Origin of the sequence: Actinospica sp. (assembly GCF_035552695.1) — a bacterium.
In the GTDB taxonomy this organism is placed as follows: domain Bacteria; phylum Actinomycetota; class Actinomycetes; order Streptomycetales; family Catenulisporaceae; genus Actinospica.
Genome location: NZ_DASZKT010000276.1, coordinates 104341 through 124906, shown reverse-complemented (window position 1 = coordinate 124906; position 20566 = coordinate 104341). Strand labels below are relative to the sequence as shown.

At 70.0% G+C, this 20566-nt stretch carries 21 protein-coding genes and 4 pseudogenes; 15 read left to right on the top strand and 10 right to left on the bottom strand.

Going from position 1 to position 20566, the window contains the following annotated elements; genetic code table 11:
• Positions 1–38: 38 nt before the first annotated feature.
• A complete protein-coding gene (locus VG296_RS31970; protein WP_325572251.1) occupies positions 39–758 on the top strand; it encodes a peptidyl-tRNA hydrolase in 720 nt (239 codons plus the stop codon).
• A 22-nt stretch (positions 759–780) separates the two neighbouring features.
• On the opposite strand, the gene infA is transcribed toward VG296_RS31970, so the two are convergent.
• The 3 genes from infA to VG296_RS31955 all read right to left on the bottom strand — a co-directional run bounded on the left by infA (position 781) and on the right by VG296_RS31955 (position 3427).
• Positions 781–1005, bottom strand: coding sequence for a translation initiation factor IF-1 (gene infA / locus VG296_RS31965; protein ID WP_325572250.1), 225 nt, complete (start codon positions 1003–1005; stop codon positions 781–783).
• Entirely contained in the window at positions 1002–1796 is a 795-nt protein-coding gene (locus tag VG296_RS31960) for a GNAT family N-acetyltransferase (RefSeq protein ID WP_325572249.1), read from the bottom strand. Before VG296_RS31960 ends, infA begins: the two co-directional genes overlap by 4 nt.
• Before the next feature lie 224 nt (positions 1797–2020).
• Positions 2021–3427, bottom strand: a complete 1407-nt coding sequence (locus VG296_RS31955; protein WP_414641157.1) for a DUF2252 domain-containing protein — start codon at positions 3425–3427, stop codon at positions 2021–2023.
• 123 nt (positions 3428–3550) lie between these two features.
• On the opposite strand from VG296_RS31955, the gene VG296_RS31950 reads away from it, so the two are divergent.
• The 5 genes and pseudogenes from VG296_RS31950 (at position 3551) to VG296_RS31930 (ending at position 7309) form a co-directional block, all read left to right on the top strand.
• Positions 3551–4207 (top strand): TetR family transcriptional regulator, encoded by a 657-nt coding sequence (locus tag VG296_RS31950; RefSeq protein WP_349259776.1) that lies wholly within the window; start codon positions 3551–3553, stop codon positions 4205–4207.
• A gap of 132 nt (positions 4208–4339) precedes the next feature.
• Positions 4340–4579 (top strand): annotated as a pseudogene (locus VG296_RS31945) (cytochrome P450); the annotation flags it as partial.
• Between the two features lie 32 nt (positions 4580–4611).
• Positions 4612–4809: a ferredoxin gene (locus tag VG296_RS31940; protein ID WP_349259781.1), complete on the top strand. Its 198-nt coding sequence runs from the start codon at positions 4612–4614 to the stop codon at positions 4807–4809.
• Complete coding sequence (locus VG296_RS31935; protein ID WP_325572244.1) at positions 4809–6035, top strand: cytochrome P450; 1227 nt, start codon at positions 4809–4811, stop codon at positions 6033–6035. Before VG296_RS31940 ends, VG296_RS31935 begins: the two co-directional genes overlap by 1 nt.
• A gap of 107 nt (positions 6036–6142) precedes the next feature.
• Positions 6143–7309, top strand: coding sequence for an NAD(P)/FAD-dependent oxidoreductase (locus tag VG296_RS31930; protein WP_414641156.1), 1167 nt, complete (start codon positions 6143–6145; stop codon positions 7307–7309).
• Here the strand turns inward: VG296_RS31930 and VG296_RS31925 are convergent.
• A pseudogene (locus VG296_RS31925) lies at positions 7248–7863 on the bottom strand (LuxR C-terminal-related transcriptional regulator); the annotation flags it as partial. The gene VG296_RS31930 and the pseudogene VG296_RS31925 sit on opposite strands and share 62 nt — an antisense overlap.
• Here VG296_RS31925 and VG296_RS31920 point away from each other — a divergent pair.
• Positions 7790–8263 carry a hypothetical protein gene (locus VG296_RS31920; protein ID WP_325572241.1) on the top strand — a complete coding sequence of 158 codons (474 nt, stop codon included), beginning with the start codon at positions 7790–7792 and terminating at the stop codon, positions 8261–8263. The pseudogene VG296_RS31925 and the gene VG296_RS31920 sit on opposite strands and share 74 nt — an antisense overlap.
• Before the next feature lie 43 nt (positions 8264–8306).
• Here the strand turns inward: VG296_RS31920 and VG296_RS31915 are convergent, their stop codons facing one another.
• On the bottom strand, positions 8307–9242 hold the full coding sequence (locus VG296_RS31915; RefSeq protein WP_325572240.1) for a helix-turn-helix domain-containing protein: 936 nt from the start codon (positions 9240–9242) through the stop codon (positions 8307–8309).
• A 70-nt stretch (positions 9243–9312) separates the two neighbouring features.
• Here VG296_RS31915 and VG296_RS31910 point away from each other — a divergent pair, with 70 nt between their 5' ends.
• Positions 9313–10341 carry a saccharopine dehydrogenase family protein gene (locus VG296_RS31910; RefSeq protein ID WP_349259780.1) on the top strand — a complete coding sequence of 343 codons (1029 nt, stop codon included), beginning with the start codon at positions 9313–9315 and terminating at the stop codon, positions 10339–10341.
• Here VG296_RS31910 and VG296_RS31905 read toward each other — a convergent pair.
• Complete coding sequence (locus VG296_RS31905) at positions 10323–11066, bottom strand: response regulator (RefSeq protein WP_325572238.1); 744 nt, start codon at positions 11064–11066, stop codon at positions 10323–10325. The two genes, VG296_RS31910 and VG296_RS31905, sit on opposite strands and share 19 nt — an antisense overlap.
• Before the next feature lie 13 nt (positions 11067–11079).
• The gene (locus tag VG296_RS31900) at positions 11080–12729 is read right to left on the bottom strand and encodes a sensor histidine kinase (protein ID WP_325572237.1); all 1650 of its coding nucleotides are present in this window, start codon (positions 12727–12729) and stop codon (positions 11080–11082) included.
• 209 nt (positions 12730–12938) lie between these two features.
• Here VG296_RS31900 and VG296_RS31895 point away from each other — a divergent pair, with 209 nt between their 5' ends.
• The 3 genes from VG296_RS31895 (at position 12939) to VG296_RS31885 (ending at position 15795) form a co-directional block, all read left to right on the top strand.
• Positions 12939–13772 carry an ABC transporter ATP-binding protein gene (locus VG296_RS31895; protein WP_325572236.1) on the top strand — a complete coding sequence of 278 codons (834 nt, stop codon included), beginning with the start codon at positions 12939–12941 and terminating at the stop codon, positions 13770–13772.
• Positions 13769–14650, top strand: a complete 882-nt coding sequence (locus tag VG296_RS31890; protein ID WP_325572235.1) for an ABC transporter permease — start codon at positions 13769–13771, stop codon at positions 14648–14650. The genes VG296_RS31895 and VG296_RS31890 overlap by 4 nt, the downstream gene beginning before the upstream one ends.
• A gap of 65 nt (positions 14651–14715) precedes the next feature.
• Positions 14716–15795, top strand: a complete 1080-nt coding sequence (locus VG296_RS31885) for an ABC transporter substrate-binding protein (RefSeq protein WP_325572234.1) — start codon at positions 14716–14718, stop codon at positions 15793–15795.
• 291 nt (positions 15796–16086) lie between these two features.
• Here the strand turns inward: VG296_RS31885 and VG296_RS33350 are convergent.
• A pseudogene (locus VG296_RS33350) lies at positions 16087–16218 on the bottom strand (alkaline phosphatase family protein); the annotation flags it as partial.
• On the opposite strand from VG296_RS33350, the gene VG296_RS31880 reads away from it, so the two are divergent.
• Positions 16175–16330, top strand: coding sequence for a hypothetical protein (locus VG296_RS31880; protein ID WP_325572233.1), 156 nt, complete (start codon positions 16175–16177; stop codon positions 16328–16330). The pseudogene VG296_RS33350 and the gene VG296_RS31880 sit on opposite strands and share 44 nt — an antisense overlap.
• Here the strand turns inward: VG296_RS31880 and VG296_RS33345 are convergent.
• A pseudogene (locus VG296_RS33345) lies at positions 16272–16909 on the bottom strand (alkaline phosphatase family protein). The gene VG296_RS31880 and the pseudogene VG296_RS33345 sit on opposite strands and share 59 nt — an antisense overlap.
• A 359-nt stretch (positions 16910–17268) precedes the next feature.
• A complete protein-coding gene (locus VG296_RS31870) occupies positions 17269–17598 on the bottom strand; it encodes a hypothetical protein (RefSeq protein ID WP_325572231.1) in 330 nt (109 codons plus the stop codon).
• 42 nt (positions 17599–17640) lie between these two features.
• Here VG296_RS31870 and VG296_RS31865 point away from each other — a divergent pair, with 42 nt between their 5' ends.
• Genes VG296_RS31865 through VG296_RS31855 form a run of 3 tightly spaced genes read left to right on the top strand, consistent with a single transcriptional unit; the run spans position 17641 to position 20563 of the window.
• The gene (locus VG296_RS31865; RefSeq protein ID WP_325572230.1) at positions 17641–18669 is read left to right on the top strand and encodes an FAD:protein FMN transferase; all 1029 of its coding nucleotides are present in this window, start codon (positions 17641–17643) and stop codon (positions 18667–18669) included.
• Complete coding sequence (locus VG296_RS31860) at positions 18666–19259, top strand: ferric reductase-like transmembrane domain-containing protein (protein WP_325572229.1); 594 nt, start codon at positions 18666–18668, stop codon at positions 19257–19259. The genes VG296_RS31865 and VG296_RS31860 overlap by 4 nt, the downstream gene beginning before the upstream one ends.
• Positions 19256–20563, top strand: coding sequence for an NADH-ubiquinone oxidoreductase-F iron-sulfur binding region domain-containing protein (locus tag VG296_RS31855; RefSeq protein WP_325572228.1), 1308 nt, complete (start codon positions 19256–19258; stop codon positions 20561–20563). Before VG296_RS31860 ends, VG296_RS31855 begins: the two co-directional genes overlap by 4 nt.
• The last annotated feature ends 3 nt before the right edge of the window (positions 20564–20566 follow it).

Genomic DNA, 20566 nt, shown 5'->3' with positions numbered 1-20566 from the left:
GCGTCAGGCCGGAATCATGCCAGAAGTAGGATGGGATCATGCAGGAGGCCGAAGGCGCGCCGGTCGACGAATCGGCGTTCAAACCAATGGGGGACCCGCGCGACGAGCGCCCGCAGTACGTGATGCCGCTCGTCGTGCGGCTGGAACGCGAGGCCGTACCCCAGCGCACGGACGCGCTGGAGACCGCGGCGCGCGCGGTGCTCACCCTGCTCTCCGACCCGCGCGCGACCACCCCTGAGGGTGAATGGTCCGCCGCGGTGCTCGCCTGGCAGGACGCCCGGATCCGCAAGGTGGTCCGCCGCGCCCGCGGCGCCGAGTGGCGGCGCGCCGAGACCCTGCCCGGCATCACCGTCGCCGGCCGGACCGCCGAGGTGCGCGTCTACCCGCCGATCCCACTCGACGCCTGGCCCAAGGACCTGGCGCGGCTTCAGGTCTCGGGCACCGACTTCGGCGACGACGCCGCGCCCCCGCCGCCCCAGCCCGGCGTGCCCGTGATCTGGATGAACCCCGCCGTCGAGATGAGCGCGGGCAAGGCCATGGCCCAGGCCGGCCACGCCGCCCAGCTCGGCTGGTGGCGGATGGACGCGGAGCGGGCCGCGAAGTGGCGCGCGGACGGATTCCCCCTCGCCGTCCGCGCCGCCACGCCCGGGCAGTGGGCCGCACTCGCGGCGTCCGAAGACCTGCCGATCGTCCGCGACGCCGGCTTCACCGAGGTCGCCCCCGGTTCTGCCACGGCGATCGCGGACTTGGAGCGCTAGCCGCGGCAGATCCCGGCCGCCACTAGTTCCGGTAGCGGAACACGATCCGGCCGCGGGTCAGGTCGTACGGGCTGAGCTCCACGAGCACCCGGTCCTCCGGCAGGATCCTGATGTAGTTCTTGCGGATCTTCCCGCTGATGTGCGCGAGCACCTCGTGGCCGTTCGCGAGCTCCACGGTGAACATCGCGCTGCGCAGGCACTCGACGACGCGACCCTCGACTTCGATGCTGCCCGGTTGCTTCGTCATCGCGCCAACTCCAGGTTGCTGCTCGTCTTCCGACTTCCGATTCCCTCGAACAGTGCCAACGCCGCCTCGTTCGCCTCGTCGACTTCGGCCGACGCCGTGGCGATACCGCGCTGGTCCAGTGTCCCGAGCACATCGGCCAGCAGCGCCCGGGCGATACCGCGCCGCTGCTCACCGGCCCGGACCGCGATCAGCCCGATGCGCGGCAGCCGGGTCACGGCCACCAGCCGGACCAATCCCAGGTAGCGATCCGCCGACGCGGCCGCCGCGTACCGCGACGGGTCGACGATCGTGTCGCCCGCACGCCGGGGCAGGATCTCAGCGGGCATCGAGTGCCATCCGGCGCCAGCCGCGACCTCCCGGCGGATCGCGCGATCCACGGCCCGCAGCGGACCTTCGTCCGCCGCGCCGACGGGCACGATCGTCACGCCCGGGGGAGGGACGACTCCCGCGAGCCCGGTAGTGAGCGGGTCGGTCGGTACAGCGAACTCCCACTCGCGGCGCCGGACCGTGAAGCCGACCCGCTGCCAGCCGGACGCCATGTCGACGTCGGCCTCGTCAACGAGCGTATACAGCGGTGCGGGCAGGGCCGCCAGCATCGCCTCGGCGAGCTGCTCGAAGGCGGCGTCGTGCCAGGCGTCGATGCTGACGAACAGGCGTCCGTCGGGCCTGCGCGCGGCGTGGCCGCGGCCGACCACCAGGTCGTCCTCCAAGGCGTGCCAAATACCGTCCGCGATGCGCGTGACCAGCAACGTGCGTCCGCTCGGGCGGGAGGCGAAAGGTTTGGTGTTCATCGGTGTCTCCTTCCAGGAGAGCCTCGATCTCAAGGCGCTCCCGGCGACACCTGCGTCAATCGCCTGACCGTGACGAGATGAGGGAGCACCCGCGGGTGACTGCGTTCACGGGTCTCACCTCCCTACAAAGAATTCACGGCCGACCGCGACACTAGCAGCGCGCCGCCGCGCCGCCCAACCTCTTTTCCGGAATGTCGGATGCAGAGCGTACGCGCGAGCACGGTCTAGCGGAGGTCGGGCTCCACGGCGATACGACCCGACCTCATCGCGGTCCGCATCGCCGCGTAGTCGCGGTCGTTCTGATCCGCGTACGCGGCGGCGAACTCGGCGATCGCGTGCGCGAACGTCGTGTCGTCACCGAGGTACGCGGCGATGGCGACGCGGTCACCCGAGCGTGCGTGCGCCCGGGCGAGCGTCCAACCGCAGAGGCGGCCGTAGTCGCTCAGGTCGCCCGGCGTCATCTCGTCGACGTTCGCCGAGCCCTTCCAGTCGGCGAGTTGGCGCACGTAGAAATCGCGCCGCGCCCCGTCGATGCCGTCCGCCGACTCCCAGCCGAGGAAGATGTCGCTCGCCGCCTGCATCAACCGCTGGCCGTCGACCACGCGCTTGCCCTGGCACGCCGCGTGCCCGGCTTCCGGCTTGATCCCGCCGTACTCCTCGACGACGGACCGCTGCGCCTCCTTGATCTGCAGGAACAGCGGATCGTCGTCGTCGCGGCCGTACATCAGCGTGATCCAGCAGCGCGTGCCGACGCTGCCCACGCCCACGACCTTGCGCGCCATGTCCACGTACTCGAACTTGTCCAGCAGGGTACGACGATCCGATTGCAGGGTCCTGCGATAGTTGCCGAGCAGCATGCGCGCCCGATCCTCGAACGCCCGGCGCTCCTCATCGGCGAGCAGATCGCGCAGCGGCATGACGAGCGGGGGATCGGCGACGATGTGCCGCCGGCCGTCCTCGAGCTTCGTCAGCTTGCCCATGGCCCGTCGGCTGTCGCGGGTGCGCGCCCGGGTGATGGACTTGTCAACCTGCTTACGACGCGCCTTCTTGAGCTGGTCCCTCAGCAGCTCCTGAAGGTCGGCCACATCCGCCTGCGCGTACCAGACGTCGAGCTCGTGCATCGCCGCGAAGTCCCTCATCGCGTCCTGATACGAGCGGACCGTGGCCAGCTGGATCGCCCGCCGGTGCTTGCGCCCGAAGTCGTTGGCACGCGCGGCGATCTCCAGGCTCGCGGTCAGCCGCTTGACGTCCCACTCCCACGGCCCGGGATGCGTCTCGTCGAAGTCGTTCAGGTCGAACACGAGGCGGCGCTCGGGCGAGGCGAACAGGCCGAAGTTGGCCAGGTGCGCGTCGCCGCACAGCTGCACGCGCACACCCGAGTCGGGAGTGCCGGCCAGGTCGCCGGCCATCACGGCGGCGGCCCCGCGGAAGAACGCGAAGGGGGAGGCGAGCATTCGGCCGTGCCGGATCGGCACCAGCTCCGGCACGCGATTCTCGGCCTGCCGCTCTAGGATCGCGATCGGGTCCCGGTGCCCGATGTCGGCCTGCATCGAGGCGTGCGAGGCGGGCGGCGTCGTGTCCCGTGCGAAAGTACCCAGCTCAGCCGATGTGCGTACCGCGATACTGGTCATCATGCCTCCCGACGCCCACCGGACCCGACGCGAACCGCGCTTCTCGACATCCTCCGTCGGCCGGCGGTTTCCTGCTACTCGTGCGTACGGCATTCGCAGTAATTACCGCCGTTGAGCCCTAAGATGCTGACGGTGGGAACGCGTGGGCGCCAGGCGGTGGGCACCAAGGAAGCGATCATGGCGACGGCCGAGCGGCTGTTCGCCGAGCACGGGGTGACGGCCGTCTCCAGCCGGCAGATCAGCGAGGCCGCCGGGCAGGGGAACAACGCCGCGGTCGGCTATCACTTCGGCGCGAAGGCCGACCTGATCAGGGCGATCGTGCACCGGCACGACACGGAGATCGAGCAGTCCCGGAACCTGCTGGCCGAACGGGTCGGCGAGGACGACGGCGTGCGGGCCTGGGTCGAGTGCCTGGTCCGGCCGCTCACCGAGCACCTGGCCGCCATCGGCCGCACCTCCTGGTACGGCCGCTTCTCACTCCAGGTCAGCACCGATCCCGCGCTGCGCGACATCGCCACCGACGAGGTGCTCACCGCGCCCTCGCTCGGGCCGATCCTCCGAGGGCTGCATGCCGGCATGTCCGGGCTCTCCGAGGACGTGCGCCGGGAGCGGCTGCAGATGGTCAGGAGCCTGATCATGCACACGTGCGCGGACCGCGAGCGCGCGCTGGCCGGGTCGGGCGAGCCGCCGGCGCCCGCCTGGGCCCGGACCGCGACACTCCTGGTGGACGCCGTCACCGGTTTGCTGCTGGCGCCCGACACGGCCGAATCCGGGTCCTGACCAGCTCTTTCCTCGAATCCTGTCAGTGATTCGTCAGGACTCTGCGAGAAAGATTAAGTCGGACGCTTGACTTAACGCTACGGGGCGGAGTTGACTGCCCACAGAACGACAACCTCTCCCCGAGGAGCCATCGTGGATCAACCCGAGGCGACCACCACCCTCGAGTACCCCTTCGCGAATCCCACCGCCCTCGACCCGCCGCCGGAGTGGTCCGCGCTGCGCGGCCGCTGCCCGGTCGCCCGGGTCACCCTGCCCGGCGGCGACGAGGCGTCCCTGCTCACCCGGTACGCGGACGTCAAGACCGCGCTCTCCGATCCGCGCTTCACCCGCCTGCTGAGCGCGTCCGGCGCCGCACGGATCTCCACCGACGAGCCCCTCCCGCTGGGGTGGTGAGCACGATGACGATGAAGCTGACCGTCGATCAGGACAAGTGCTGCGGCGCGGGCCAGTGCGTGCTGCTCGCCCCGGAGGTCTTCGACCAGCGCGAGGAGGACGGCATCGTGATGCTGCTCGACGAGACGCCGGCCGAGCCGCTGCACGCCATCGTGCGCGAGGCGGCGAGCGTCTGCCCGGCCGCCGCGATCACTGTCCAGGAGGACTGATGACCGAGACGATCCACGCCTATCCGATGCGGAAGGCGGAGGGCTGCCCCTTCGATCCGCCGCCGGAGCTCGGCGAACTGCAGCAGCAGGGCCCGATCACGAAGGTGCGGCTCTGGGACGGCAGCACGCCCTGGCTCGTCACCCGCTTCGCCGAGCAGCGCGCGCTGCTCCGCGACCCGCGACTGAGCGCCGACAGCACGCACCCCGACTTCCCCCGGCTCGTCCCCATCGCTCCGAGCGCGTCCGGCACCAGGCTGAGCTTCATCGGCATGGACGATCCGGACCACGCGCGGCTGCGGCGCATGGTCACGGCGCAGTTCGCGATCAAGCGGATCGAGGCGATGCGCCCGGCCGTGCAGCGGATCGTGGACGAGATGATCGATGATCTGCTCGCCGGTCCGCAGCCCGTCGACCTGGTCGAGGCCTTCGCGCTCCCGGTGCCCTCGCGGGTGATCTGCGACCTGCTCGGCGTGCCGTACGCCGACCACGGGTTCTTCCAGGACAACAGCAAGGTCCTGATCAACCGCGCGGTGACGCCGGAGCAGCGCGACGGCGCGCGGCTGCGGCTGATCGAGTACCTGGACGCGCTCATCGGCGAGAAGATCAAGGATCCGAAGGACGACCTGCTCTCGGACCTGACCACGCGGATCGCGGCGGGGGAGCTCACCCGGGACGAGGCCACGCAGATGGGCGTGCTCATGCTCATCGCCGGGCACGAGACGACCGCCAACATGATCGCCCTCGGCACCTTCGCGCTCCTCGAACACCCCGAGGAACTCGCCAGGCTGCGCGAGACCGACGATCCGGAGCTGGTCGCCGGCGCCGTGAACGAGCTGCTTCGCTACCTCAACATCACGCACACCGGCCGCATCCGGATGGCGTTGGAGGACATCGAGATCGCGGGGGAGGTGCTGTGCGCGGGGGACGGCGTGATCCTGGCGAACGACATCGGCAACCGCGACCCCGACGCGTTCCCCGACCCCGATCGGCTGGACCTCGGCCGCGAGGCGCGGCACCACGTGGCCTTCGGCTTCGGCGTGCACCAGTGCCTCGGCCAGCCGCTCGCGCGCCTCGAGCTGCAGGTCGTCTACAGCACGCTCTACCGCCGCATCCCTGGCCTGCGACTGGCCGCCGCGCCCGCGGACATCCCGCTCAAGCACGACGGCTTCGTCTACGGCGTCTACGCGTTGCCGGTCACGTGGCAGCGTAACCAGTCAGTGGCTTGATCGAGGCGAACAGGTCGGGAGCCCGAGGACGTGCAGTTGGACGGAGTGCGGGAGGCCGCGGTGGTCTGCCCGGCGGCGGCGATCCGGCTGCTCGAGTCATGAGCTCGATGTTGCGGCGAATTGTAGTTGTGGGCGCTTCGGCGGCGGGGCTCTCCGCGGCCGAGACGCTCCGCCGCGAGGGCTACGGCGGCGAGATCACGCTGGTCGGTGCGGAGCCGCAGCTGCCGTACGACCGGCCGCCGCTGTCGAAGCAGATCCTCGCGGGGGAGTGGGAGGCCGATCGGCTCGCGCTGCGGTCCGATGAGCATCTCGCAGACCTCGGCCTGGATTTCAGGCTCGGTACGTCGGCGACCGGACTGGACCTCGGCGCACGCTCGGTGGCACTGGCGGACGGCTCGTCGCTGGAGTACGACGCCCTGATCATCGCGACCGGCGTCAGGCCTCGACGGCTGCCGGGAGAGGGTGCACACGTGCTGCGGACCCTCGGCGACGCCCTCGCCCTGCGCGAGCGCATCGGACCGGGTACGCGGCTCGTGGTCGTCGGCGCGGGATTTCTCGGCGCGGAGGCGGCGGCCGTGGCACGGGGTCTGGGTGCGGAGGTCACCGTGCTCGAACCCGCACCGGTTCCGCTCGCGCACGCGGTGGGTGCCGAGGTCGGGTCCGTCCTTGCGCGGGCTCACCTGGAGAACGGCGTGGACCTGCGCACCGGCGTCGGCGTCGCAGCCGTCGCGCGCGGTGAGGTGCAGCTGGCGGACGGCTCGGTCATCGTGGCCGATGAGGTGCTGGTCGCCATCGGCGCGCTGCCCAACACGGAGTGGCTCGAAAGCAGTGGCCTGACAGTGGACAACGGTGTGGTGTGCGACGAGTACTGCGTCGCGGCTCCCGGTGTCTACGCGGCGGGCGACGTCGCCCGCTGGCACAATCCGCTGTTCGATACCTCGATGCGCATCGAACATCGCACTAATGCGGCTGAACAGGGGATGGCCGTCGCCCGGAACCTGTTGAATCCCGACTCGCCGAAACCGTTCGCGCCGGTGCCGTACTTCTGGTCCGATCAGTACGACATGAAGGTCCAGGCATACGGCTATCTGCGCGGGCACGAGCAGATAGCGGTCGTCGAGGGCGATCTCGCCGAGCGCAGGTTCCTCGCCGCGTACCGCACGGGGGACCGGGTGGCGGGCGTGCTCGGCGTCGGGGTGTCGCCGAAGTCCATCAGGCCCTGGCGACAGGCGATCGCGGCACGGGCCCCCTGGTCCGGGATCTCGGAAGAATGATCTGGGAATTATTCAGATACGCGAGGACCGCGAGGACTCTGCGATGGCCGCTGTCGGTCGGCGGCAAGGACAGCTTGAGGAACACGTTCCCTGTGCTTGCTGACCGACCGCTCGGTGATGACGAGGGTCTTGGCGATCGTCGTGTTGTCGTGCCCCTCAGCCATCAACTGCAGCACCTCGCGCTCCCGGGCGGTGAGCGAGTCGATGGGCGTGCCACGGCGGCGGGTCATCACTTCCGTGACGACTTCGGGATCGAGCGCGGTGCCGCCCGCAGCCAAGCGCTCCAGAGCGTCTAAGAACTCGTCGACGCGGCCGATGCGGTCTTTGAGCAGGTAGCCGACGCCGGTGGCGCCGCCGCCGAGGAGTTCGGCGGCGTAGGACTGCTCGACATACTGCGACAGCACGAGGACCGGGAGGCCGGGGATCTGCCGGCGTGCGGCGAGCGCCGCGCGCAGGCTCTCGTCGCGGAATCCCGGCGGCATGCGCACGTCGAGCACGGCCACGTCCGGGCGGTGCTTCAGCAGCGCCGGCAGGATCTCCGGCTCAGCCCGCGCGGCGGCCGCCACCGTGCACGACGGCCAGGTCTGGGCGGTCGGGCAGACCGACAACGCCGCGCAGCAGGCCTACCCGGTCGTCGAGCACCTGGCCAACGGTCACTGGAGCGCGCAGGTCTTGCACAACGTCGGCGCCGCGTTCAGCGACATCACCGGCGTCGCGGTGGACGCGCACGGCACGCCCTGGCTCGTCGGCACGAACTACGACGCGGCCAAGGGCAAGCAGGTGCCGGTCGTCGCCGAGGACACGTCCGCCGGCTGGACTCCCGTCGCGGCGCCCGATCCCGGCACCGGCGACACCGTGCTCGGCGGAATCAGCGCGGCGGGTGGTGATCTGTGGACCGTCGGCTTCGCCGAGACGTCTGCTGGTCGCAGCCCACTGATCGAGCTGAAGAAGTAGCAGCAGCGCCGCTGAGTGAGATCTGCCGCCGTACGTTCCGCAGCTAGGCGCGGAACGTACGGCGGTAGGCATCCGGGGGCACGCCGACTGTGCGCTGGAAGTGGCGCCGGAGCGTCGTGGCCGTGCCCATGCCGGAGGCCTCCGCGACGGTGTCGATCGTGGCGTCAGAGCCCTCCAACAGTTCCTGGGCGCGGCGGATTCGCTGCGTCAGAAGCCACTGCAAGGGAGTCGTGCCGGTCACGGCGTTGAACTGGCGGGCGAGGTTCCGCGAGCTCATGTTCGCCTGGCGGGCCAGGTCCTCGACGGTCAGCGGTTCGTCCAGCCGGGCCATCACCCACGGGAACAGGTCGTCGAGCGGATGGCCGTCGCGGGCCGGTACCGGCGTCCTGACGAACTGGGCCTGGCCTCCGGCGCGGTGCGGCGGCACGACGAGGCGGCGCGCGATGGCGTTCGCGACGGCCGGGCCGTGGTCGAGGCGGACGAGGTGCAGGCACAGGTCCATCGCCGCCGACTTGCCCGCCGATGTCAGCACCCTGCCGTTGTCGACGTAGAGCACATCCGGGTCGACCTCGACGAGCGGGTAGCGGGCGGCCAGCGCGTCGGTGTGCCCCCAATGAGTGGTCGCGCGGAGCCCGTCGAGGAGCCCGGCGGCGGCGAGCACGAACGCCCCCGTGCACAGGGACACGACCCGCGCACCCGCGTCGTGGGCAGTTCGCACCGCGTCCACCAGGTCCACCGGCGGATCGTGGTCCACGTCGGCGAACGCGGGGACGATCACCGTGTCGGCGCGGGCCAGGAAGGCGAGGTCGTGGTCCGGCTTCAGCTGGAAGCGGTCGACCTGCACAGGCCCCGAACCGCAGACGGCGAAGTCGTACCAGGGCTCGACGATGTGCGACACGTCGGCTCCGAAGACCTCGGTGGCCAGGCCCAGCTCGAAATGCAGCATCCCGTCGGTGGCGGCCAGCGCGACTGTGCTCATGTCTGAAATTGTACGGGTGATGTCGTTCCGGACACTAGTCCCAAGCTGCCGCCGTCCGCAGGATGGACCCATGGAAACGGTTCAGAAGGTGGCGGTGTTCGGCGCGTACGGGCACACCGGGCGGTTCGTGGTGCGCGAACTGCTCGATCGGGGATTCGTCCCGGTCGCGATCGGGCGGGACTCCGGGAAACTCAGGGCGCTGGCGGAGCGTCATCCGGGCCTCGAAGTCCGCGAGGCCACGGTCGAGGACCCCGCCTCGCTCGACCGGGCGTTCGGCGGAACAGCGGCCGTGATCAACTGTGCCGGGCCCTTCGCGGCGACCGTCGCTCCAGTCGTCGAGGCGGCGCTGCGCACGGGGATTCCGTACGTGGACGTCGCGGCGGAAATCGAGGCGACCGTCGATACCTTCGCGCAGTTCGGCGACCGCGCCCTGGCCGCCGGGATCGCCGTCGTCCCCGCGATGGCCTTCTTCGGCGGCCTCGGCGACCTGCTGGCCACCGCCGCGCTCGGCGACTGGAGTTCGGCCGACGAGGTACACATCGCGTACGGGCTGAGCAGTTGGCATCCGACGTCGGGCACCCGCGTCTCCGGCAAGGTCTCCCGCGAACGCAGTGGCGGCCGTAGCCGCAGCTATACCAACGGCAGGCTGCAGTACCACGACGGTGAAAGGCCGACCCTGGGATGGAAGTTCCCTGAGCCGCTCGGCCCCCGGCCGGTCGTCGGCGAGTTCACGATGACCGACGCCGTCACCATTCCGACCCACGTGTCGGTCCCTGAGATACTTTCGTACATGACGGTCGAAGCCGTCGCAGATGTGGCGAATCCGGACACGGCGGCTCCGGTGGCGGCCGACGAGAGCGGCCGCTCGGACCAGACCTTCCTCGTCGACGTCATCGTGTGCTCCGGCGGCGAGGAACGGCGTGCCGGCGCGAGCGGCCGGGATATTTACGCGATCAGCGCACCACTCGCGGTTGAAGCCGTCGACCGCATTCTTTCCGGAAAGATAAAGGGATTCGGCGTGGCCTCTGCAGGAGGAATGTTCGACGCGGAGGAATTCCTCACATCATTGTCGGCGCGAAATCACATCGCCAGGGTATAACGGTGTTCGGGACGGCCGGTGGCGCCGTATTTCAGCTGCAGGCGGACGACGCCGTGCTGTGCCAGGTAGCTGAGATACCGCTGCGCGGTCGGGCGGCTGACACCGACCTGCTCGGCGACCTCGGCCGCGGAGATGTCGCCGTCGGCCGCGCGCACGGCGTTGCGCACCAGTTCGAGGGTGGGCGCCGAGTGGCCCTTGGACGGCTGCTCGGCCTGCATCGGTGTCGGCCCGCGGAGCAGGCCGAAGAGCGCGTCGACATCCGACTGGTCCGCCTCCTCGCTGATGTCCGCCATCCGCGCGCGCAGGTCGCGGTACGAGACCAGGCGGTCCCGGAGAGCCTGGAAGCCGAAGGGCTTGACCAGGTAGTACACCGCGCCCACCTGCATCGCGGCGCGCACGGTGGCGACGTCCCTGGCCGCCGTGATGATGATGAAGTCCGGGTGCTCCGGCCGCTCGGCGAAGGCCCGGACGACGCCGAGGCCGTCGCCGTCCGGCAGGTAGACGTCCATCAGCACCAGGTCGGGGCGCACCTCGTCCATCATGGCCATCGCCTGCTCGGCGCCGTGCGCCACGCCCGCGACCTCGAAGCCCTCGGTCCGCTCGACGAACGCGGCGTGGATCCGGGCCACCCGGAAGTCGTCGTCCACGACGAGGGTGCGGATCGCGCGTGCGGCGGACGCGCTCGGAGTCTCCGTCACCTGCGCCGCATCGATGAATGTGCTCATGTCGCCACCTCGCTCATGCCATCACCTTCGCCGCTCGGGCCGTGCCGCGCGGCGGCTGTGCCGGGGGTTCCACCTCGGCCGGAAGGATCACCGTGAACACGGCGCCGGGGCCCGCGCTCACCTCGATGCGGCCACCGAGCCGCTGCACCAGCCGGTGCACCAGGGCCAGTCCCAGGCCGCGGCGCAGCGTACCGGACCCGGGCTTCGTGGAGAATCCGTCCATGAAGATCGACTCGCGCACCCCGTCGGGGATGCCGGGGCCGTTGTCGCCGACCTCGATCCGGATCACGTCCTCGTCCTCGACCAGCGAGACCGTGACCCGGCCCGGGGCCTCCGTGAGGCTGTACTTCCCGGCCACGGCGTCGAAGGCGTTGTCGATCAGATTGCCCAGGATTGTCGTCACCGCCTGAGATTTCACCGGGATGTCGCCGAGCCACGAGTCCTCGGTCAGCGCCAGCTCGATCCCGCGCTCGGCCGCGACCGCCGACTTCGCCAGGAACAGGCCGACCACCAGCGGGCTGGCGATGCGCATGCGCAGCGACTCGGTCAGCCCGATCTCCGCGCCGCGCAGGTCGGTCAGGAATCGCAGCGCCTCCTCGGTCTCGCCCAGCTCAAGCAGCCCGGCGACCGTGTGCATGTGGTTGGCGAACTCGTGCTGCTGGGCGCGCAGCGCGTCGGTGAGGCCCTTGACGCTGTCCAGCTCACGGAGCAGGCCGGACAGTTCGGTGCGGTCCCGCAGCGTGACGACCGAGCCGTGCGGGCGACCCGCCAGGACCACCGGCATCCGGTTGACCGTCAGGCAGTAGTCGTCCGTGAGCACGACCTCGTCCCTGCCGACGATCGTGCCGCAGAGCACGTCGCGCAGCCTGCCCGGCGGCACGATGTCCTCGATCCAGCTGCCGATCCCGGTCGTGCCCAGGCCGAGCAGCCGGCGCGCCTCGTCGTTGACCATGGTGATCCGGCCCGCCCGGTCGAAGGCGATCATGCCCTCGCGGATGCCGTGCAGCACCGCCTCGCGCTCGTGCAGCAGCTTCGCGATCTCGTCCAGCTCCAGGCCGAACGTGCGCTTCTTGAGCCGGTGCGCGAGCAGCCAGGACGCGGCGCCGCCGATCAGCAGCGCGACGGCGAACCACTCCGCGTACACCGGGAGCACCGACCACAGTGCCGCGGTGACCGAGCTTTCCAGGATGCCGGCCGAGACCTCGCCGATCATCGTCGTGCCGTTGAGCGCGTACAGCGGCGTCTTGCCGTTCGCCGAGCGGCCGAGGCTGCCCGGGTCAATGTCCACGTGCGAGCTCCCGTCGAGCGTCACGATGGGCTCGGTGACCCGCTGGCCGATCTCCGCGGGGTCCGGGTGCGAGTGCCGCACCCGGTTCATGTCGATGACCACGATGTAGGTCGCGCCGGTGTCGCGCTGCATCTGCGCGGCGATCTGCTGCACGAGGTTCCCGCACGGCTGCGCGCCCGGGGTGAGGCACTCGCGGATCTCGGGATCGGCGGCCGCGGCCTGCGCGACGGTGAGCGCACGGTCCTCGTACTGCACGTCCAGCTGCGCCCGCTGCTCCTTGGCGAACAGCGCGAAGCCCACCAGCATCGTCGCCACCAGGATCAAAACCTGGCCGATGAAGATCTGGCTGGACAGCCGCCGCATGCCTCGTCGCATATTCCGGATTCTGCGAGGTCGCCGCCCCTCAGGGCAAGGAATGCGGAGAAAACTGTTTCAAGCCGTTATCCGGTTCCTCTCGTGCACTCAATGCACAAAACCTTCGGGAACGCGGAAAACGCGGGTTACCGCCGAAAGCGAGACCGTCCGCGGCACGCTGCCTAGCGTGAGCCTCCCCAGATCAATGGAGAGAAGGAGGCGGGTCCACGATGGCAACGCAGCCCGTGACCGGCGTACCCGGCGCCCGGATCGAGATATCCGGGGTGGCGAAGAGGTTCCTCACCCCGAGCGGCGACGTCTTCACCGCGATCAAGGACGTCGACTTCGAGGTGGAACCGGGCCAGTTCTGCGCCGTCGTCGGACCGACCGGCTGCGGCAAGTCGACCACCCTGAGCCTGGTCTCCGGGCTCGACAAGCCCAGCGAGGGCGAGGTGCGCGTCGCGGGCAAGCCGGTCGACGGCATCGCCGAGGGCGTCAGCTTCATGTTCCAGGCCGACGCGCTGCTGCCCTGGAAGACCGTTCTCGGCAACGTCGCGCTCGGCCCGAGCTTCCGCGGCGTGAAGAAGAAGGAGGCCGAGGCGGCGGCCCGCGACTGGCTGCGCCGGGTGGGCCTGGCCGGCTTCGAGGACCGGCACCCGCACCAGCTGTCCGGCGGCATGCGCAAGCGCGTGGCGATGGCCGCGGCGCTGATCAACGAGCCGCGGATCCTGCTGATGGACGAGCCCTTCGGCGCCCTGGACGTGCAGACGAAGGCGATCATGCAGACCGAGCTGATCGGGCTGTGGGAGCAGATGCGCCCCTCGGTGCTCTTCATCACGCACGACCTCGAGGAGGCCGTCGCCCTCGCGGACCGCGTCGTCGTGATGACCTCGGGGCCCGGCACGGTCAAGTCGGTGTTCGACATCGACCTGCCCCGCCCGCGCGGCGCCATCCAGGACATCCGCTTCCAGCCGGAGTTCCTCGAGCTGCACCAGCAGATCTGGGAGTCGCTGCGCGAGGAAGTCGAACGCGCTTACGCCAAGACCGCAGGAGTAGCAGCATGAGCCAGAACACGGTCGTGGCCGACGCCGTCCCGTCCGCCGCGAAGAAGACCGCCGACTCCGGCCGCCGGGTCGCCAGGTCCCGCCGACTGAAGATCATCGGCGCCCAGATCGTCCTCGCCGTGCTCATCATCGGTTCCTGGCAGGTGCTGACCGCGACCAAGGTCGTCGACCCGTTCTTCTACGGCCAGCCCAGCGGCATCGCGAAGCAGCTGAAGAACTACTTCACCGAGGGCAACCAGGCGACCGAGTTCGGCTCGTACTACTCGCAGATCCTCACGACGATGCGCGAGGCGGTCCTCGGCTTCCTGCTCGGCACCGTCGGCGGCATCGTGATCGGCGTGGGCCTGGGCGTGAGCCCCTTCATGGCCAGGGTGATCGGCCCGTACATCAAGATCTTCAACGCGATCCCGCGTATCGTGCTCGGCTCGATCTTCCTGGTCGCGTTCGGCCTCGGCCAGACGCCGAAGATCCTGCTGGCCGCCGTGCTGGTCTTCTTCGTGGTCTTCTTCAACGCCTTCCAGGGCGTGCGCGAGGTGGATCGCAACGTCCTGAACAACGCGCGGGTGCTCGGCGCCTCGAAGCTGCGCATCGTCAAGGACGTCACCCTGCCGTCCGCGCTGACCTGGATCATCGCCAGCCTGCACACCGCCTTCGGCTTCGCCATCGTCGGCGCGATCGTCGGCGAGGTGCTCGGCGCGCAGAGCGGGCTCGGCCTGGTCATCAGCACCGCGCAGAACCAGTTCAACCCGGACGGGGTGTTCGCCACGATGTTCGTCATCGCGGTGATCACGCTGATCGTCGAGTTCCTGCTCACCCGCCTCGAGCGGCGCCTGCTGTCCTGGCGTCCGCCGTCCCAGTCCGAGGCCGTGGCGATCTGACCGCGGCCGCGGGTCCCGAGTTCCACCCCGTCAGTCAACGAAGACACGGAAAGGTTCTGTGAACCATGTTCAAGAAGACAGCCATCGGTGCCGTCACGGCCTCCCTGGTGCTGGCCGGCGGCCTCACCGCCTGCTCGAGCTCGAGCAGCGGCGGCTCAGGCGCCGGCTCGATGCCGACGGTGAGCCTCATGGTCGGCGGTATCGACAAGCAGATCTACCTGCCGTATGAGCTCGCCCAGCAGCTCGGCTTCTACAAGAAGTACGGCGTCAACATGGTGCTGAGCACCGAGACGCAGGGCGGCATCGGCGCCGAGGAGGCGATGGCCTCCGGCCAGGTCGACATGGCCGGAGCGTGGTACATCCACACCATCGACTTCCAGACCAAGGGCAAGTCGGTCGTGGACATCGCTCAGTTGTCCGGCGCGCCGGGCGAGCGGGAGATGTGCGCCACGAACAGCGGGATCCACTCGGCCGCGCAGTGGTCCGGCAAGACGCTCGGCGTGACCGACCTCGGTTCCGGCACGGACGAGCTGACCCAGCTGCTGGCCTCGAAGGGCGGCCTGACGACGAGCCAGTACAGCCGGGTCGCGGTGAACGACGGCGCCACCGCCATCGCCGCGCTCAAGACCGGCAAGACCCAGTGCCTGATGACGACTCAGCCGACCGTGCTGCAGATCGAGCAGCAGGGTCTCGGCTACTCGGCGATCGACCTCGCCACCTCGTCCGGCGCCACCGCCGCGCTCGGCGGCACGTGGCCCTCGGCCGGCGTGCTCGCCACCACCGCCTGGGTCAGCGCGCACCAGACCGAGGCGCAGGACGTGGTCGACGCGCTGGTCGCGACGATGCACTGGATCTCGAGCCACTCGGCCGCCGACATCGCGAACGCGCTGCCGCAGGCCTACACGCAGAGCAACGGCTTCACCAAGGCCGAGTACATCACGGCTCTGACCCAGGACAAGGCCCAGTTCATGCCCGACGGCATCATGCCCGCCGGCGGCCCGGAGACGGTGCTCGCGACGGAGAAGACGATCGGCGTGAACACCTCCAATGTGAAGATGAGCGAGACGTTCACCAACACCTACGCGGAGGCGGCGAACAAGCTCGAGGGCTTCAAGACCACGACCACCCCGGAGCCCGCCAGCTGACCTCTGGCCAGTTGATCGGCCCGCATCGACGATCCCCACCGGCACCCCGCCCGCCAGCGGAGTCGCCGGTGGGGATCTCAGCGTTTCCCGTCGCCTGAGCGGCGAAGTTGAAGCACTGGTCAGGTCACTGAGCTTCGCGTTGCCGTCGCGCGGCGGGAAGGCCTTGCCGCCGGTCGCGTTGTTCGTCGAGTGAGTGCTGGTGTCGAACTGGTGGTTGATCGACGCGAGCGTCGGCAGGGCGAAGACGCACTCGATGAACTTGAGCACCGAGCTGTGGTCGGAGAACGCGGTGTCCACGTAGTCCGGCTTGGCGTAGGCGGAGACGATGAGCATCGGCACGCTCATACCGGGCCCGTAGGCGTCGAGTTGCGGCGGGGCGATGTGGTCGAAGAAGCCGCCGCCCTCGTCGTACGTCACGAAGATGGCGGTGCTCGACCACGCGGCCGACTTCTGCACCGCGGAGATGATCGACTGGTTCAGCTCGTTGTTCGCGCCGCCGGTCGCCCAGTTCTTGAACAGGGCGAGAATCGAGTAATTCGAAGGGCAGTGGAAGTTGTAGTTCTTGAACGTGATGCTGTTCGACTCAGCCGGTTCGGGTAGGTCTCGCTGAGCACTCCGCAGAAGTAGTTCGCGCAGAGCGTGTTCTTCGGCAGCAGCGAGTAGTAGTACGGCAGGTCCGCGGCCTGGAAGTAACCGAGGGCGTTCTTGCCAATGGTCGTGTCGAAGCCATTCATCTTTCCTGATTCCACTCGCTGTGGATCGCGCTCCACGAGTGGTTGGGGTCGTAGCCGTTGCCGGTCAGGTTCGTGAAGTGGAACGGCTTGACCGTTCCGCCGCTGCCGTTCGGATTCGACCAGCCGGCGGGTATGCCGTATCCGGACGGCAGCTTCGAGTACTTGCCGAAATACGTGTCGAAGGAGCGGTTCTCCTGGCAGCACACGATGATGTGCTTGATGGGGGTCGAGCCGGCCTGCGGCTTCGTGCCGGAGGCGGTCAGCGCCGAGGCGACCGGTGCGCCGAGCATCGGGGCGCCGACCCCGGCCAGGCCGGCCGCGCCGACCTGCTGCAGGAACCTGCGACGTGAGTAGACCGACGGATTGTCGGGCTGGTTCATGGGTGAACTCCAGAATGATGAGATATGCATTGAGGCAGCACACGGAAACGCGGCTCCGCGCAACAATCGGCGAGCGAAGGGCGGCGTTCAGAACGTAGGCGGCACGGCAAATGGCGTCAAGCGCGATTTCCGGTCAGAGCACTGTCGTAATCCGGACAAGGCGCATATCGGAAGCCGAAGGATCATCTCATGGCAAAGCTTTGCGAAACGGCCGCCAGAATCGCGGTGCGTAGCCGGAGCCGTCTTAACTGTTTCCCTACAATTTCCGGCGCGAACCGCCGCGGCCGCGAGTCCGCCGACCTGAGAGCACGCATAGATCTCGGAAGTCAGCCGGAGACCAGGCTGCATTCATGATCTTCTCATCCGGCCCGTGCAGCTTTGGAGTCACAGATCGATAACTTCCCTTGACGGAGTTGAGTCATGGACGCAGAAGGCGCCGCCCGCTCGGTGCGGCACGGCAGGGCGCGGGCCGCGACGATCACGGCGATCGTGGCCGCGAGCGGGATCGCGGGATCGCTCGCCGTGGCCGCCACCGTGCCCAAAGCGACGCACAGCAGCAGTTCGTCCTCGTCGACGGGCTCGAGTTCGTCCAGCAGCACGCTCACCACCTCCTCGTCCACGCCGACGGCGAGCAGCAGCACGGGTTCGAGCTCGACTACTTCGGGCTCCGGTTCCTCGAGCGGTTCCAATTCCTCCTCAGGCAGCAGCGACGCGAATTCAGGGAGCTCGTGATGACCATTCAGACGGAACCCCTCGCCCCGGCCGGCGCGGAATGGCGCGCGCTCGGCTGCTCGGTACGGCTCGTCGTCGCCGATCCGGGCAAGCTCGACCTGTGCCGGACCCGGCTGACGGCCTGGCTCGACGCGGTGGACGGCGCGTGCAGCCGGTTCCGCCGCGACTCGGAGATCTCCACGGTCTGCCGCGCCACCGGGCCGGTGCAGATCAGCCCGCTGCTGGCCGACGCGCTCGCCGCGGCGATCCGGGCGGCCAGGCTGACCGACGGGCTCGTCGACCCGACCGTCGGCGCCGCGATGGCCGCGGTCGGCTACGACCGCGACTTCGAGCTGATGGAGCCGGACGGCGCCCCGATCCGGGTCACGCTGCGGCCGGTGCCGGGCTGGCACCTGGTCGACCTCGAGCGGCCCGCCGACGGCGTGTCAGGCCCCTGTATCCTGCGGCTGCGCGAGGGGATCACGCTGGACCTCGGCGCCACCGCCAAGGCCTGGGCCGCCGACAGCGCCGCCACCGAGCTCGCCAAGGTCGCCGAGTGCGGCGTGCTGGTGGCGCTCGGCGGGGACATCGCCGTGGCCGGTCAGCCGCCGCTGCGCTCGGACGGCGAGCGGTGCTGGCGGATCACGGTGCGCGACCGCACCGACGTGCGCACCGCGGCCGGCGTGGCCACCGAGGTGCCGCAGTCCCCGGCCGAGCTGGGGCCGGAGGCCGAGATCAGCATCACGGACGGCGGCCTGGCCACCTCCGGCATCGCGTCGCGGCGCTGGCTGCGCGGCGGGGACCTGCTGCACCACATCCTCGACCCGCGCACCGGCCTGCCGGCGGCGACGCCCTGGCGCACGGTCAGCGTGGCCGCGGGCAACTGCCTGGACGCGAACACCGCGTCCACGGCCGCGATCCTGCTCGGCGTGAAGGCCCCGGCCTGGCTGACCATGCACGGACTGCCCGCGCGGCTGGTGCCGGAGAACGGCGGGCCGATCGTCTACACGCCCGGCTGGCCGCGGGACGCCGAGGTGGCGTGGGCATGAACTCGACAGTGCTCTGGTACACCTCGCAGGGCACCGGCATCGTCACCCTGGTGCTCTACACGATGGTGATGCTGCTCGGCATCGCCGTCGTCGGCCAGGGACGGCTGCCCGGGCTGCCGCGCTTCAGCGTCGTGGCCCTGCACCGCTCGATCTCGCTGCTGTCCATGGTCTTCCTCGCGGTGCACATCGGCACCGCGATCCTCGACAGCTACGTGAACATCTCGGTGATCTCGACGTTCATCCCGTTCGCCTCGAGCTACGAGCCGCTGTGGATCGGCCTCGGCGCCGTGGCGGTCGACCTGATGATCGCGCTCGTCGTCACCAGCCTGCTGCGCGACCGGATCAGCCCGCGCTTCTGGCGGGTGGTGCACTGGCTCGCCTACGCGTTCTGGCCCATCGCGATCGCGCACTCGATCGGCCTCGGCGCCGGTAGCGGCGCGGTGATGACCGGCTGGCAGCTCTGGCTGACGATCGCCTGCGTGCTCGCCGTCCTCGGCGCGCTCGGCTGGCGCATCGCGGTCCAGATCGAGCGGTCCCGCCGTACCCCGGCCCAAGTTCTGCAGACCACGAGGAGCGGAGTCCGCGTATGACAGCCACCGACAACGCCACCGAGACCGTCGTGCCGCAGACTCGGCACGCCGAAGCAGGACTACTGCCGACGCACCCGCTGAATTCTGCCGAGCACCGTGCGTATTACGGCGCGCTGCCGGATCCGGGCCGGCTGCCGCTCGGCGAGCTCGCCGCGCTGCTCGGTCACGCCGGGGTCCGCGGCCGCGGCGGCGCCGGGTTCCCGCTGTACCGCAAGATCGTCTCGGTCTCCGGCGCGGCGCGGGCCCGCCGGATCGCCCCGACGATCATCGCCAACGGCTGCGAGGGAGAACCGGCCAGCCACAAGGACAAGCACCTGCTCTGGCTGGCCCCGCACCTGGTGCTGGACGGCCTGGTGCTGCTCGGCCGGGAGCTGCGGGCGACGCGCGCGATCCTGGCGGTCGAGGCGGGCGCGCCGAACGGCCGGGGCGACCTCGTGCGCCGGTTGCGCGATGCCGTGAAGGAGCGCGACGTGCGGCACGACGGCGTGAGTATCGAGCTCGCCGAGGTGCCCGGCCGGTTCATCGCGGGCGAGTCCGCGGCGCTCGTCTCGACGCTGAACGGCGGCCCGGGCATGCCTTCGTACACCGAGCACTCGGTGCGCGAGCGCGGCGTCGGCGGCGCCCCGACCCTCGTGCAGAACGTCGAGACGGTCGCCCAGGTGGCCCTGATCGCGCGGTACGGAGCCGACTGGTTTCGCGGCTACGGCACCGCGGCCGAACCCGGCCCGCAGCTGTTCACGGTCTACCCGGGCCGGAACCGTCCGCGCGTCGTGCACAGCGCCGCGGGCGCGCGGCTCTGGCCGCTGATCTCCGATGCCGAGCCGGTCGAGGCCGTGCTCATCGGCGGGTATCACGGTTCGTGGATCCCCGCGCCGCCGGCCCGGCAGGCTCGGCTGACGGAGGCGGAGCTCGGCGTGCCGCTCGGCGCCGGTCTGATCGCCGCGCTGCCCAACGATCGCTGCGGCCTGGCCGAGACCGCGCACCTCGTGCGCTATCTGGCGCTCGAATCCGCCGGCCAGTGCGGTCCGTGCCTCAACGGACTGCCGCGCATCGCCGCCGCGCTGGAGCAGCTCGCCGACCCGCGCCGGGCCGCGCGCGACCAAGGCCTCGTCGAGAGGCTGGAACGCTGGTGCGGCATGATCGAGGGCCGCGGCCTTTGCCACCACCCGGACGGCAGCGCCCGCCTCGTCCGCAGTGCCCTGATGACGTTCCGAACCGAGATCGCGGCGCATCGCGCGGGCCTGTGCACCGGGGGAGACCGGCGTCCCCTGCTGCCCACCCCGACCCGCGAGCTCGTCCACTGAGGG